Below are 13,648 nucleotides of genomic sequence, written 5' to 3' on the forward strand. Positions count from 1 at the left end.
ATGAATTCGCGCCGCTTCAGCGCGTCTTCTATAGGGCGAAATAGAAGTCTCTACCCCCGATATCGAAGCGCATCGACGATGACCGCAAAGGCTGCCGATGCATGCCGGCGGCTGGGATAATAGAGATGATAGCCGGGAAACGGCGGACACCAGTCTTCAAGCACGCGCACCAACTGCCCATTCTCAAGATGCGCCCGCACGGCGTCCTCTGGCAGATAGGCGAGCCCCGCGCCAGCAAGCGTCGCCTTCAGTCTGAGCGCGATATTGTTGAAGACCAATTGCCCTTCGACCCGAACATTCAGCTCACGCCCGTCCTTCTCGAACTCCCAGACGTAAACACCGCCATAGGTCGGGAGACGCAGATTGATGCAATTGTGATCCGTGAGGTCATGGGGTGTCAGAGGCTTCGGCCTGCCGTCGAAATAGGTGGGAGCGCCGACCACCGCCATGCGCATGTCAGGGCCGATGCGCACCGCGACCATGTCTTTCGCCACCTGTTCACCCAGCCGCACCCCCGCATCGTAACGCTCGGCGACGATGTCGGTCAGACCATAATCGACGATGATCTCGATCCTGACATCGGGATATTCAGGCAGGAACCTCTCCAGAGCGGGCCAGAGAACAGAATTGGCCGCATGCTCGCCGGCATTGATGCGGATCGTGCCCGCCGGCTTATCCCGGAATGCGCTCAACGCAGTCAGCGAGCTCTCGATCTCGTCGAAGCGGGGGCCGATCGAGACAAGCAGGCGTTCGCCGGCCTCTGTCGGTGAGACGCTACGCGTCGTGCGGGTAAGCAACCGCAATCCAAGCCTCGCCTCCAGCCCCCGGATGGTGTGGCTGAGTGCCGACTGCGATACGCCGAGCTTCGCTGCTGCCTTGGTGAAGCTCTGTTCCCGCGCAACCGCAAGAAAGGCGATGAGGTCGTCGACGGACGAACGTGGCATTCATGAATCTCTCTCATAGGTTCTTGCCGTTTATACCATCTAATCGAAATTGCGCGCACGCGCTAAATATCCCGGCATCCCAGGTGAACATGTTCGCCGGGAATGAATACGTTCACCGGCGCTGACTGTGTCCGCCGAAACGGTCTCATCCGACATTCGAGAGAACGACTATGGATATCAAACGAAACGGCTCGCAACCTTCGGCCCAGGGGCCGGCAGACTGGTTCACCGGCAGAGTGCGTATCGATCCCCTGTTTACGGCCACCGACCCTGCCCGCGCTGCCGGCGCCAGCGTCACCTTCGAGCCCGGCGCCCGCACCGCCTGGCACACCCATCCCCTCGGCCAGACCTTGATCGTCACTGCCGGCTGCGGCCGCGTTCAGCGCCAGGACGGTCCGATCGAGGAAATCCGTCCCGGAGATGTCGTTCGCTTCGCACCGGGCGAACGTCACTGGCACGGCGCATCGCCAACGACGGCAATGACCCATATCGCCATCCAGGAACAACTCGACGGCAAGGCGGTCGACTGGATGGAGCATGTTACGGACACCGAATATCAAGGCTGAAAGGAAATACCGATGCAGACGCGAGAACTCGGAAAGAGCGGCCTTCAAGTCTCGGCCCTAGGCCTTGGATGCATGGGGCTGAGTTATGGTTATGGGCCGGCGACGGACGTCCAGGAAGCGGTCAAGCTGATCCGCCGGGCCTACGAACGCGGCGTCACCTTCTTCGACAGCGCCGAGGCCTATGGCCCCTACAAGAACGAAGAGCTTCTGGGAGAGGCGCTCGCGCCTTTCCGAAGCGAGGTGGTGATCACCACGAAATTCGGCTTCAGTTTCGACGCCAATGGCGGCCAGAGCGGCATGAACAGCCGGCCCGAGCATATCCGCACGGTCGCCGATCAGGCGCTGAAGCGCCTGAAGACCGACGTCATCGACCTCTTCTACCAGCATCGCGTCGACCCCGATGTTCCGATCGAGGATGTCGCCGGCACGGTCAAGGCGTTGATATCAGAGGGCAAGGTGAAGCATTTCGGCCTTTCGGAAGCGGGCGCCCAGACGATCCGCCGCGCTCATGCGGTCCAGCCGGTGACGGCGCTGCAGAGCGAATACTCGCTGTGGTGGCGCGAGCCGGAGCAGGAAATCCTGCCAACGCTCGAAGAGCTTGGCATCGGTTTCGTTCCGTTCAGCCCGCTCGGCAAGGGCTTCCTTACCGGTGCGATTAACGAGACAACCACCTTTGACAGCAAGGATTTCCGCAACATCGTGCCGCGCTTTTCTCAGGAGGCGCGAAAAGCCAACCAGGCGCTCGTCGATCTGCTGGCGAAGATCGCCGCACGAAAGAAGGCGACGTCTGCTCAGGTGGCATTGGCCTGGCTTCTGACGCAGAAGCCGTGGATCGTGCCGATTCCCGGCACCACCAAGCTGCACCGCCTCGAAGAGAATATCGGAGCTGCCGAAGTCGAACTGACCGCCGATGATCTTGCCAGGATCGAAAGCGCGCTGGCCACCATTAAGGTCGAAGGCGATCGTTACCCCCCGCATTTGCAGGCGAGGGTCAACCGGTAACAGGACTTTGCGGCATGCTCGGGCTTACCCCGAGCATCTGCTTTCGGTCGAAAAGGCAGCAGATCCTCGGCACAAGGCTGCGCAAGGCCGAGGATGACGTGGAGTGGAGAACGAAACAACGAAAAGCTGAAGCAGCGCAGCCCTTTGTGGCTGCGTCTTCGCCAACCGGATCATTTCCTCGGCGCCGGTGCATTCTCCTGGAAAGCCGGTATGGCTTCCAACCTGCCGACAATCTCGGCGATATTCGGCCACCGGGAGAGATCGAAGCCCATGCGGCGGGCGCTGATCGCCTGCGGGAAGAGGAAGATATCGGCAATACCAGGCCGGTCGCCGACGGCAAAAGCCCCTTGCCTGCGGCCGGCAATAATAGCCTCGACCGCGGCCATCCCCTCACCGACCCAGTGACGGCTCCAAGCAGCGACAGCATCGGCATCCGCCTGAAAGGCTGCCTTGAGATGCAGGCCGATCCGCGGCGGCAGCAGCGCGTGGATCTCGGCAGCGATTGCAAGCGCAATCGAGCGGGCCTGCGCCCTGTCTTCAGCCGTATCGGGCAGTAGCGGCGGCTCGGGCTGAACCTCATCGAGATATTCGACGATCGCCAGCGACTGGGTGATGAGGACGCCGTTATCCGTCAGCAAGGCTGGCACCAGCCCCTGCGGATTGACGGTGCGATAGGCGGACTGCCGGCTTTCCGCGTCCTCTCCGAGAATGCTCACTGGCAGCGCCTCGGCCGTCAGTCCCTTGAGCGCCAGCGCAATCCGGACTCTCGAAGTCGCAGAGGAAATTTCGTTCTGGTAGAGTTTCACTGACTTTCTCCTTATTGGCGTGAAGGGGAAACCGCCGTCACGAGGCCGGCCAGCGGCGAAGGCTCCCGCGAGTTTAAGTCGTAGATACAGGGCGCGGCGAAGACCGTCGCTCCCAGAATGCAGATGATCATCAGTCTCATCAAATCCTCCATCACAAGGATGATCGTCCGGTCAGGCAACGATCAGCTCGACGTGGATGTTGCCACGCGTGGCCTTCGAATACGGGCAGGTCCGGTGCGCCTCGTCGACAAGCGCCTTGGCGACATCCGGCTCGATGCCGGGCAGGCTGACCTTGAGACGGGCCTGCAGAAAATAATCGCCGTCCGTCGTCCCGAGATCGACTTCGGCATTCACCGCAGTTTCCGCGGGAAGCCTGATCTTCAGCTTGCCGGCCGCAATGCCCATCGCGCCGATGAAGCAGGCCGACCAGCCGGCGGCGAAAAGCTGTTCGGGATTGGTGCCGGGCCGCGTGCTGCCGGGAGACGAGAGTTTGATGTCGAGCTGTCCGTCATCGCTTTGCGAAGACCCGTCGCGCCCGCCGGTGGTGCGGGTCTTGCCGGTATAGAGAACCTTGTCGATCTTGGTCATGGGTACACTCCTTGTAATGGTCGCCGTTCGCGACCGGATCACCTCAGGCGATCGGGTTGAACGGAGTGTGGTTTGACCGATGGATATATCCGGCATGTTTCCGAAACGGGCCCGAAATGTCACAAAGCGTAGCAACGGATATCCAGGACATTTTGACATACAAAAACCGCGGGAAATTTCCGGCGCCCGTCACCGAATGGTGACTTCCGCCGCCAGCCCGCCGCCGACACGATTGTAGAGCTTCAGCGATCCGCCGATCTTGGCCGTCAGCTGCTGGGCGATCGCAAGGCCGAGTCCGGTGCCGCCGGTCTCCCGGTTGCGGGACTGCTCCAGCCGGAAGAAAGGCTGCATCGCGGCTTCGAGCATTTCATCGGGGATGCCCGGCCCGCGATCCATGACCGATATGACGATGTCGTCTTCCGCGTTGCGTTCGACACTGATTTCGGCGGCGCCTGCAAATTTCAACGCATTGTCGATGAAGTTCGACAGGATGCGGCGAAGCGCGTGCGGCTTGGTGAAGGCCGCGCCCTGAACCAACCCGACGACCGTGACGGCCTTTCCGGTGTCCTGATAGTCATAGGCTATGCTGTCGATGAACGAGGCGAGATCGATGCGGGCGTTCTTTTCGCCATTGCCGTGGGCGCTCCGCGCATAGGCTATGCCGTCCTGCACCAGGCGCTGGATCTCGCCGAGATCATTCACCAGCTTGTCCTTCTCCGGCGAATCCTCCGCCATTTCGGCGCGCAGCCGCATGCGGGTGATCGGCGTCTGCAGATCGTGCGAGATCGCCGCCAGTATCTGCACCCGCTCTTCGAGGTAATGGGCAATCCTCTCCCGCATCGCGTTGAACGCCCTTGCCGCATGCGCGACCTCGCTCGGCCCGGCCTCGCTCAAGGCGGGACCGTCCTTATCGGGATCGAGCGCATCGGCGGCAGCCGCCAGCCTTCCGAGCGGCCGGATCGCCAGGCGCACCGCAAACCAGGAACACAGGATGAGGAGGAGCATCTGGACGGCAAGGACATAAGGCAGCCATGCGGCGATCGGCATGACGCCCCTCGGCGTCACATCGATGGTGAGCGGGCTGCCGTCGCTCAGTGTGAGATGCGCCTGCAGCCGGTTCACCTCGCCCGGAATCCGTTCGATGCGGATCGGGAATCGGTGCCCCGCAGCCGCCTCTATCTTTCCCGCGATCTCCCTGCCCTTGGCTGAGCCGTCGGGTACGCCGGCTAAGCCGGGGCCGAGTTCGAAGCGGTAGTTGCCGCGGCTCAGCCAGTCCACAAGATCGCCGCGCTCGGCCGACGGAAGCCGGTCGAGAACGGCTATCGATGTCGCGACGTCGTTCTCCAGCGTGCCGAGCATCACCGCCTTGGCCGACATGTAACGCTCCATGTAGAGAACGCTGAAGGAAAGCCCGTAGGCGAAAGCCAGGCCGATCAGCAGGATAAGAAATATCCTCGATCGCAGGGTTTTCGGCCACATCAAGCCCGGCAGCATAGCGATCGCAGCCCTCATTGGCGCAGCTCCGAGATTTCGACCGGAACCGAGAAGACGTAACCTTCGCTGCGCACGGTTTTGATATAGGTCGGTTCGCGCGCATCGTCGCCCAGCCGCTGACGCAGCCGGCTGACCAAAAGATCGATCGAGCGGTCGAAGAGTTCGGCGTCGCGACCCTGCGTCAGACTCAGAAGCTGATCGCGGTTCAGGACACGCTGGGGATGGTCGATGAAGACGCGAAGCAGGCGGTATTCGGCTCCGCTCAGCGCAATCGCGGTCCCGTCCTTGTCGAGCAGATGCCGGGCGACCGTGTCGAGCCGCCACTCGCCGAACGTGAGCAGCTGTCCCGCTTCGCTGATCTGCAGGTTTGGCGGCAGCATGCGCGTGCGCCGCAGCACCGCCTTGATTCGGGCGAGCAGTTCACGCGCGGCGAAGGGCTTGGCAAGATAGTCGTCCGCGCCCATCTCCAGCCCGAGGATCCTGTCCATCTCGTCCGTGCGCGCCGTCAGCATCAGGATCGGGATCGCCTTGTGCCGGCCGGAGCGGAGTTCACGGCACAGCACCAGCCCGTCATCGCCGGGCATCATCACGTCGAGCACGATCAGATCGACGGCATTGGCGTCGAGAAAACTGCGCATTTGGCGCCCGTCCGCGGCGACGCTGGTTCTCAGCCCATTCTTCTGCAGATAGCCGGAGACCAGCTCGCGGATTTCGCGATCGTCGTCGACGATCAGAATGTGATCGACATGATCCATATGTGCCTATCCCTCAACGATTGGCCGCGCCCACCGCCTCGCTCATGATGTCGAAGCGTTTGACGCGACCTACGCATATTCCGCCGGCCGGAGCAACGAACTCCCAGGCTTGTGACCCGATCAGAAGCGATCGACGTCGATGACCGCCTGTGCAAAGGCCTGCGGCGCTTCCTGCGGCAGATTGTGGCCGATGCCGCCGCCGATCGTACGGTGTTCATATTTGCCGGAGAACTTTGCGGCATAGGCGGAAGGCTCCGGATGCGGCGCGCCATTCGCATCGCCTTCCATGGTGATCGTCGGCACCGAAATCATCGGCAGGACGGCTAGCTTTTTCTCATAGGCATTATACTTGGCCTCGCCTTCGACAAGCCCCAGGCGCCAGCGGTAGTTATGAATGACGATATCGACATGGTCGGGATTGTCGAAAGCGGCGGCGGATCTGTCGAATGTCGCATCGTCGAAATTCCACTTCGGCGAGGCCGTTTGCCAGATGAGCTTCGCGAAATCGTGGGTATTGCTCGCATATCCCAAGCGGCCGCGTTCGGTGGCAAAATAGAACTGATACCACCAGGCAAGCTCCGCCTTTGGCGGCAGCGGCTTCTTGTTGGCCTCCTGGCTGCCGATCAGGTAGCCGCTGACCGAAACCATCGCCTTGCAGCGCTCCGGCCAGAGAGCAGCCATGATGTTGGCGGTCCGCCCGCCCCAGTCATAGCCGGCGATGACGGCTTTTTCGATCTTCAATGCATCGAGCAAGGCGATCATATCGGCGGCAAGAGCCGAGGGCTGGCCGTTGCGAGACGTCTTGTCGTCGAGGAAACGGGTCGTGCCATAGCCGCGCAGATAAGGCACGATCACCCGATAGCCGGCGGACGCCAGCAGCGGCGCGACATCGACGAAACTATAGATGTCATAGGGCCAGCCATGCAGCAGCAGCACGACCGGTCCATCCGCCCTGCCCGCCTCGGCATAACCGATGTCCAGCACATCGGTTTTGATCTGCTTCAGCGCTTCGAAGGAGGTATTGGTTCCCCTCTTCACGTCAGGCAAGGTTGCCGGCGAAGCCGGCGCGGTCTGGGCAGCGGCCGCGTCGGCCACGCCAAATTCTACCGCAGCAAGCGCGATGGCTGTCATACCGAAGAAGCGGCGGCGGTTGTGGTTGATTTGCTCTGACATCAGTCTCTCCTGTCGCATGGATCACAGTCGGCAGAAAACGTTCCGCTTGTATCACCGGTATGTCATGACCCGTCGTTTTTGAATGGGAATGTAGCGTACGCCCACCTGGATACACTCTGATACAATCGGACCTCCCGACCAAGCAATCGCACCGCCGCCGCCGTTTTCGCGGCCGCGCCGGAAGTTTGTATCGCTCTGTATCACCCGCGCCCCATTGCAATAGTACGGTACATTTTCCCGAAAACCGGACACATCGGAGATACGTCAGCCCGGCCTTGTCGCCGCCGTTGCTGGTTCGGGCCCATCGCCGTCCAGAGCCCGATCAATCGGTTTCAAAGGAAACGATGATGACACTTCTGATCATTGCTTATCTCGGAGGCGTGCTGACCATCCTCAGCCCATGCATCCTGCCCATCCTCCCCTTCGTTTTCGCCCGCGCCGGACAGCCGTTCATAAGGAGCACGCTGCCGATGCTGGCCGGCATGGCCGCGACCTTTGCGCTGGTCGCTACCCTTGCCGCCGTCGGCGGCAGCTGGGCCATTCGCGCCAACGAATACGGCCGCCTCGCCGCCATCGTCATGCTCGCGCTCTTCGGTGCGAGCCTGCTTTCGCCGCGCTTTGCAAGCACGCTTGCCCGGCCGATCGTCGACCTCGGCAACAACCTCGTGAATGCGAACAGCGCGGGCCGCGCCGCGCCGACGGTCAGGAGCGCCCTCATTCTCGGCGTCGCCACAGGCCTCCTCTGGGCGCCCTGCGCCGGGCCGATCCTCGGCCTCGTCCTGACGGGCGCGGCATTGCAGGGCGCCAATCTGCAGACCACCTTCCTCCTGATCGCCTATGCCGGCGGTGCTGCGACCTCGCTAGCCGTCGCCCTGCTCCTCGGTGGCAAGATCTTCGCCGCCATGAAACGCTCGCTCGGCTTCGGCGACCGCATTCGCCAGCTTCTCGGCGCCGCTGTTCTCGCCGGCGTTGCCGTCATCGCGCTCGGTCTCGACACCAGCCTGCTGGCGCGCCTTTCCTATGCCAGCACCGCATCGCTGGAACAGGCCGTGCTGGACAGGCTGCATGCCAAACCCCTCAGCGGCGCGCCCTCCGAGTTGGCAAGCAGCGACGCGACGGTCGTCGCTGCCGATGCGAAGAAGCCCTTCCGCAGCGATCTGCCCATGGAAGGTTATGCGCCTTCACTTGACGGCGCGGTCGAATGGTTGAATTCGAAGCCTCTGACCACGGAGCAATTGCGGGGCAAGGTGGTGCTCGTCGACTTCTGGACCTATTCCTGCATCAACTGCATCCGCACGATTCCCTACGTCAGGGCCTGGGCAGAAAAATACGCGGATCAGGGCCTCGTCGTTATCGGCGTCCACGCTCCGGAATTTGCCTTCGAGAAGAAGGTCGACAACGTCCAGAAGGCGGTCAGCGACTTCCAGATCGGCTATCCCGTTGCGATCGACAATGATTACAAAATCTGGCGCGCCTTTGAGAACAGCTATTGGCCGGCCGCCTATCTGATCGATGCCAAGGGCCAGATCCGCTATCACCATTTCGGCGAAGGCAATTACGGCCGGACCGAAAAAGCCATCCAGGATCTGCTGCGCGAGGCCGGCAGTCAAATGGCGGCCGCCGCTCCCGTCGCACCGGATGCCAAGGGCGTGGAAGCGGCTCCCGACCTCGGCAATATCCGCTCCGGCGAGACCTATCTCGGCTATGGGCAGGCGGAGAATTTCGTGTCGCCCGAAGGACTGCAGCCCGATACGTCCGAAACCTATTCGATCGCCGCGCCCGGCCTCAACGCATGGGGCCTTTCGGGCACCTGGACCGTCGGCAAGGACCAAGCGACACTCGACCAGCCGGGCGGCACGATCGCCTATCGCTTCAGCGCCCGCGACCTGCATCTCGTTCTCGGACCCGGCGCGAGCGCCAGACCGATCCGCTTCCAGGTAACGATCGACGGCAAGCCGCCAGGACCCGATCACGGCTCCGACATCGATGCCGACGGCAACGGCACGGTGACTGCGACCAGGCTTTATCAGCTCGTCCGCCAGTCCGGCACCGTCGCCGCCCGCAACTTCGAAGTCCGCTTCCTCGATCCCGGCGTCCAGGCCTACGCCTTCACCTTCGGCTGAACCCGAGACGGTTCCACATCCCGCTCTTCAACATCGACCACAAGGAGTAACCCCATGAACAAGCATCTGACTTTCATCGCAGCCATTGCCTTCGCCACCGCCGGAATCGCATTCGCGGCCGAGGCTACCGCCCTCAAGAATATCGTGATCGTCCACGGCGCACTGGCAGATGGCTCGGGCTGGCGCAAGGCGACCGAGATCCTCGAAAAGCGCGGCTTCAACGTCACCATCGTCCAGGACCCCCTCACCTCGCTCGACGACGATGTGGCGGCGACGAAGCGGGTTCTCGACCTCCAGGAAGGACCGGCGCTCCTCGTCGGTCACAGCTACGGCGGCATGGTCATCACCGAAGCCGGCAACGATCCGGGTGTCGCCGGTCTCGTCTATGTCGCGGCTTTTCAGCCCGACAAGGGCGAAAGCCTGCTGCGCCTCGCCAGTTCGAAGCCGGCCGGCAGCATGGACATCAAGGAAACAAAGGACGGAAAATATCTCTATCTCGACCCCGGCGCCTTCGCGGCGGACTTTGCGGCCGACCTTCCAAAAGCCGAGGCCGACTTCCTGGCAAAGTCTCAGGTCTTCGCCGCGAAACAGGCCTTCGCGGCCAAGATCGCAGAGCCGGCATGGCGGACGAAGCCGAGCTGGTCGATCGTCGCCACCCAGGATCGCGCGATCAACCCGGATCTCGAGCGCGACATGGCAAAACGAGCCGGCAGCGATGTGACCGAGATCAGGGCCAGCCACGCCGTCTTCGCATCCCAACCGGAAAAAGTCGCCGACGTCATCGAAAAGGCGGCGAAGAAGGTCGGCGAGTAGAGCCTCGACTCTCTTCTCCCCTGCGGACCCCGCAGCGGAGAAGAGGGAGAAAGCCAGTTGCCCCTCTCCACGGATGGAGAGGGGCAACTGTATTTACTGGTTGGCGGCGACCGGGCGCACCAGCGGCGTGACGCGGCGGATGGTGACGCGGCGGTTTTCCTGTTCGGGACCTGCCGTATTCACCTTCAGGTAACGCTCGCCATAACCCTGCGTCGCCATGTTTTCCGGCGGGATGCCGTAGACATCGGAGAGCACGTTAGCGACCGATTCCGCGCGCTGGTCGGAAAGAACCAGGTTGCTCTGATCGCTGCCGACGGCATCCGTGTGGCCCTCGATCAGGAAGGTCTCGCTCGGATCCTTCTTCAGCACCTGGCTGATCGCATCGGCAACCTTGCGCAGGGTGCGCGCCTGGGTCATCGGGATCTCGGCGCTACCGGTCGCGAAGGTGATCGTGTCGAGGTCGATGCGGCGCACCTTGTCGCGGATTCGGGCCGAATACTTCACCTCGTCAAGCGAATAGACACGCTCCACCGGCTCGACGGGCGGCTCGCTCAGGAACTCGTAGTAATCCCGGTCCGGGTCGCTGCGTGTGTCGACGATGTAATCGCTAAGCGGCACGCGCAACCGCATTGGCGGCAGATCGGCGCCCGGATCCTCGAAATAGCCGCGGTCCGGATCTTCGTAGAGATCGGGCGAATAGTAGAGGACGGATTCGCGCCCGCGGGCGTCGACCCGCGACCGCTGGATAATATCGCCGTAGCGGTTACGGATCGTCACGATGCGGTAGCCCTCCGGCCGTGTGATCGTCTCGCGATAACGACTGTCGGGCAGCTCTTCATAGATCGGCCGCTCGCCGTCGCGCAGGAACCGTCTGTCGTCGTCGCTGCGCACGATCACCTGATTGTTGTACTGGATGATCACGCGATTGTCGTCAGTTTGGTCGTCAACGCGGGCGCCCTCGGGACGGACGAATCGCGGCCGTTCCTCCAGTCTGGTGCCCTTCTCGCTGGTCACCGCCTCGAGCTTGATCGGCGCCGGCGCCTTGCCGGCGGTCGCCGCCTGGGCATCGGCGTCCGAGGTCGGCACCTTCACCTCCTGGCTCTCGGCGCGCACTTTGTCGCGGTCGCGGCGGCCTTCGCGGCCCTTGCTGCGGTCTGCATCCTTGTCGCTGTCGAGCACGGCAGCACCATTCTCGACCGGCAGCACGACGGTCTCGTTGCTCTTGGCCGGATCCGCGGCGATCTTCTTGCGGCGCTCCAGTTCCTCGGGAGAAACCTTTTCCGGTGCCGGAAGCGCCTGCTCTACCTGCTGACTACCGCTGGCATCCGGCGCAGGCTGGGCGGTGTCGGTGCTGGGCGCGGTCGTCGGTGCTGCGGCAGGCTTTTCGGCCGTGCCCTCCTTTGGCTTTTCGACGGGCGCGGCCTCAGGTGCGGCTGCCTTGTCTTCGGCCGGCTTGTCCTCCGGCGCTGTCGCCTCGCCCTTTGCCGGCTTCTTCTCAGCCGGCGCCTCGGCTGCGGGTTTTGTCTCGGGTTTTGCTTCGGGCTTGGCCTGATTCTCGGCCGGCGTTACGGCCTCGGGCGCAGCCGGCTGGGCTTCCTTTTCGGCCTTGCCCTTGCCTTTGTCCTTGCCTTGGGCCTTCTCCTGTCGCTGCTTGCCCTCCGGCTTGGTCTCAGGCTCAGCCTGCTCCACCTGCGGCTGAGCTTCCTTGGCGGCCGGCTGCTGTTCGGGCTCCGGCTGAGCCTCCGGCTCGGCCTGCTGCGCCTGAGGCTTCTTGGGCTTCTTCGGCTTTTCCTGCGTTACGGGCTTCTGCGGCTCTTCCTGCTGCGGCTGGGCCTCAGGCTTTACCTCGGGCTCAGCCTCCTTCTTGGCTTTGCGCTCGGGTTTGCTTTCGGCCTTTGGTGCGGGCTCCTCCCGGGGCGCTTCGGCCTTCGGCGCTTCAGGTTCTGCCTTCGGCTCGGGTGCCGGCGCCTCCTTCGGCTCGGCTTTCTTCGGCTTTTCGGCAGGTTCTTGCTTGGGCTGCTCGGCTGCCGGCGCCTGTTCGGCCGGAGCCTCCTTCTTTTCCTTACGCTTCTTCTTCAGCAGTTCCTCGTCCGACGGCGCGTCCTGCGCCACTTCGAAACTGCCCTGCTCCGCCTGCTGCACGGCCGCGGCCGGCGCCGCGACGTCGCGGACGGCAGCCATCGTCGTGGCGGGCTGGAGAGCCAGCGAAAGGGAAAGCAGCGGAAAAGCGGCACTCGCAAACAAAGTTGATTTCTTGCCCATCGGGTTTCCTCGATCCTGTTTGAGCTTCCTGAAGGCCGACAGGCCTTGCTCCGCCCGTAGCTTCGCAATGAGGCGAAACGGCGAACTGGCAAAGCGCCAAGCCGCCGATTTGTTCCCGTTCTAGGAAGCCCTGGATTAACCTCCCGTGAATGTTGCAGTCTGCTTTCGTTCATCTCGCCTGTTATTTGCACCGCACAATTGCGCGGGAATTTCTGTTGCAATTCCATGAAAAAAAGTCTGATTATCGCCGCAAGGCGGTGTCGACACCGTTGAATTGCGCCCGCGAGTCCAAGAGAAAAACCGACAGCGGCCACCAACAGAGAGGATCCTCATGTTTAATTCCACCCGTATCTTCGCGGCAGCCTCGATCGCGGCAATGTCGCTCTTTGCCGGCTCGGCCATGGCCGATGGCGAAAAATACGTGATCGGCACCGATTCGACCTATCCGCCCTTCGAATTCGTCGATGCCAGCGGCACCATCCAGGGCTTCGACATCGATATCACCAAGGCGCTCTGTGCCGAGATGAAAGCTGAATGCAGCTTCGTCAGCACCGATTGGGACGGCATCATTCCGGCGCTCAACGCCAAGAAATTCGACATGATCGTTTCTTCCATGTCGATTACGCCGGAACGCCTGAAGCTCGTCGACTTCTCCAACAAGTACTACAACACGCCGCCGGCCATCGCCGTACCGAAGGACTCCAAGATCACTGACGTTGCTGGCCTCAAGGGCAAGGTGATCGGCGCCCAGACCTCGACGACGCACGCCAACTACGCCGAGAAGCACCTGGCCGACACCGAACTGAAGCTCTATCCGACCGCTGACGAATACAAGCTCGACGTTTCCAGCGGCCGTGTCGATGCCGTCATCGACGACGTCGTCGTTCTCTCCGAATGGGTCAAGTCCGACGCCGGCGCCTGCTGCAAGATCCTGACGACCCTGCCGGTCGACAAGGAAATCAACGGCAACGGCGCGGGGATTGCCATCCGCAAGGGCGATCCGCTCAAGGAAAAGCTGAACACTGCCATCGCAGCGATCCGCGCCAGCGGCGAGTATAAGAAGATCCAGGACAAGTACTTCGACTTCGACGTTTACGGCGAATGAGAAATTCGGTATCTGGC

At 62.4% G+C, this 13,648-nt stretch carries 13 protein-coding genes; 5 read left to right on the top strand and 8 right to left on the bottom strand.

What is annotated here, in order from left to right; genetic code table 11:
• Positions 1-50: 50 nt before the first annotated feature.
• Positions 51-944 carry a LysR family transcriptional regulator gene (locus tag AMC88_RS12285; protein WP_064825335.1) on the bottom strand — a complete coding sequence of 298 codons (894 nt, stop codon included), beginning with the start codon at positions 942-944 and terminating at the stop codon, positions 51-53.
• Between the two features lie 170 nt (positions 945-1,114).
• Here AMC88_RS12285 and AMC88_RS12290 point away from each other — a divergent pair, with 170 nt between their 5' ends.
• Together AMC88_RS12290 and AMC88_RS12295 are read left to right on the top strand one after the other, a co-directional pair.
• A complete protein-coding gene (locus AMC88_RS12290; protein WP_016733270.1) occupies positions 1,115-1,510 on the top strand; it encodes a (R)-mandelonitrile lyase in 396 nt (131 codons plus the stop codon).
• A 12-nt stretch (positions 1,511-1,522) separates the two neighbouring features.
• Positions 1,523-2,512, top strand: a complete 990-nt coding sequence (locus AMC88_RS12295) for an aldo/keto reductase (RefSeq protein ID WP_064825336.1) — start codon at positions 1,523-1,525, stop codon at positions 2,510-2,512.
• A gap of 170 nt (positions 2,513-2,682) precedes the next feature.
• Here the strand turns inward: AMC88_RS12295 and maiA are convergent, their stop codons facing one another.
• The 6 genes from maiA to AMC88_RS12320 form a co-directional block, all read right to left on the bottom strand.
• Positions 2,683-3,318 carry a maleylacetoacetate isomerase gene (gene maiA / locus AMC88_RS12300; protein WP_010022367.1) on the bottom strand — a complete coding sequence of 212 codons (636 nt, stop codon included), beginning with the start codon at positions 3,316-3,318 and terminating at the stop codon, positions 2,683-2,685.
• Between the two features lie 11 nt (positions 3,319-3,329).
• Positions 3,330-3,458 (bottom strand): hypothetical protein, encoded by a 129-nt coding sequence (locus AMC88_RS34500; RefSeq protein ID WP_257784655.1) that lies wholly within the window; start codon positions 3,456-3,458, stop codon positions 3,330-3,332.
• A 31-nt stretch (positions 3,459-3,489) separates the two neighbouring features.
• Entirely contained in the window at positions 3,490-3,906 is a 417-nt protein-coding gene (locus AMC88_RS12305) for an organic hydroperoxide resistance protein (RefSeq protein ID WP_016733273.1), read from the bottom strand.
• 189 nt (positions 3,907-4,095) lie between these two features.
• On the bottom strand, positions 4,096-5,418 hold the full coding sequence (locus AMC88_RS12310) for an ATP-binding protein (protein ID WP_064829959.1): 1,323 nt from the start codon (positions 5,416-5,418) through the stop codon (positions 4,096-4,098).
• Entirely contained in the window at positions 5,415-6,155 is a 741-nt protein-coding gene (locus tag AMC88_RS12315; protein ID WP_012484086.1) for a response regulator, read from the bottom strand. Before AMC88_RS12315 ends, AMC88_RS12310 begins: the two co-directional genes overlap by 4 nt.
• A gap of 120 nt (positions 6,156-6,275) precedes the next feature.
• The gene (locus AMC88_RS12320) at positions 6,276-7,328 is read right to left on the bottom strand and encodes an alpha/beta fold hydrolase (RefSeq protein ID WP_012484087.1); all 1,053 of its coding nucleotides are present in this window, start codon (positions 7,326-7,328) and stop codon (positions 6,276-6,278) included.
• 347 nt (positions 7,329-7,675) lie between these two features.
• Here AMC88_RS12320 and AMC88_RS12325 point away from each other — a divergent pair, with 347 nt between their 5' ends.
• Together AMC88_RS12325 and AMC88_RS12330 are read left to right on the top strand one after the other, a co-directional pair.
• On the top strand, positions 7,676-9,451 hold the full coding sequence (locus AMC88_RS12325) for a cytochrome c biogenesis protein DipZ (protein ID WP_064825338.1): 1,776 nt from the start codon (positions 7,676-7,678) through the stop codon (positions 9,449-9,451).
• Between the two features lie 54 nt (positions 9,452-9,505).
• Complete coding sequence (locus AMC88_RS12330) at positions 9,506-10,264, top strand: alpha/beta fold hydrolase (RefSeq protein WP_064825339.1); 759 nt, start codon at positions 9,506-9,508, stop codon at positions 10,262-10,264.
• A gap of 93 nt (positions 10,265-10,357) precedes the next feature.
• Here the strand turns inward: AMC88_RS12330 and AMC88_RS12335 are convergent, their stop codons facing one another.
• The gene (locus AMC88_RS12335; protein WP_064825340.1) at positions 10,358-12,526 is read right to left on the bottom strand and encodes an OmpA family protein; all 2,169 of its coding nucleotides are present in this window, start codon (positions 12,524-12,526) and stop codon (positions 10,358-10,360) included.
• Between the two features lie 331 nt (positions 12,527-12,857).
• Here AMC88_RS12335 and AMC88_RS12340 point away from each other — a divergent pair, with 331 nt between their 5' ends.
• Positions 12,858-13,631 carry a transporter substrate-binding domain-containing protein gene (locus AMC88_RS12340; RefSeq protein WP_004678345.1) on the top strand — a complete coding sequence of 258 codons (774 nt, stop codon included), beginning with the start codon at positions 12,858-12,860 and terminating at the stop codon, positions 13,629-13,631.
• Positions 13,632-13,648 lie beyond the last annotated feature (17 nt).

The organism is Rhizobium phaseoli, assembly GCF_001664385.1.
Lineage (GTDB): Bacteria > Pseudomonadota > Alphaproteobacteria > Rhizobiales > Rhizobiaceae > Rhizobium > Rhizobium phaseoli.

Bases quoted from the DNA above. Each gene is read 5' to 3' on its own strand.
- AMC88_RS12305 (WP_016733273.1), bottom strand. From the start codon at position 3,906: ATGACCAAGATCGACAAGGTTCTCTATACCGGCAAGACCCGCACCACC.
- AMC88_RS12315 (WP_012484086.1), bottom strand. From the start codon at position 6,155: ATGGATCATGTCGATCACATTCTGATCGTCGACGACGATCGCGAAATC.
- AMC88_RS12285 (WP_064825335.1), bottom strand. From the start codon at position 944: ATGCCACGTTCGTCCGTCGACGACCTCATCGCCTTTCTTGCGGTTGCG.
- AMC88_RS12310 (WP_064829959.1), bottom strand. From the start codon at position 5,418: ATGAGGGCTGCGATCGCTATGCTGCCGGGCTTGATGTGGCCGAAAACC.
- AMC88_RS12320 (WP_012484087.1), bottom strand. From the start codon at position 7,328: ATGTCAGAGCAAATCAACCACAACCGCCGCCGCTTCTTCGGTATGACA.
- AMC88_RS12330 (WP_064825339.1), top strand. From the start codon at position 9,506: ATGAACAAGCATCTGACTTTCATCGCAGCCATTGCCTTCGCCACCGCC.
- AMC88_RS12295 (WP_064825336.1), top strand. From the start codon at position 1,523: ATGCAGACGCGAGAACTCGGAAAGAGCGGCCTTCAAGTCTCGGCCCTA.
- AMC88_RS34500 (WP_257784655.1), bottom strand. From the start codon at position 3,458: ATGAGACTGATGATCATCTGCATTCTGGGAGCGACGGTCTTCGCCGCG.
- AMC88_RS12335 (WP_064825340.1), bottom strand. From the start codon at position 12,526: ATGGGCAAGAAATCAACTTTGTTTGCGAGTGCCGCTTTTCCGCTGCTT.
- AMC88_RS12340 (WP_004678345.1), top strand. From the start codon at position 12,858: ATGTTTAATTCCACCCGTATCTTCGCGGCAGCCTCGATCGCGGCAATG.
- AMC88_RS12325 (WP_064825338.1), top strand. From the start codon at position 7,676: ATGACACTTCTGATCATTGCTTATCTCGGAGGCGTGCTGACCATCCTC.
- AMC88_RS12290 (WP_016733270.1), top strand. From the start codon at position 1,115: ATGGATATCAAACGAAACGGCTCGCAACCTTCGGCCCAGGGGCCGGCA.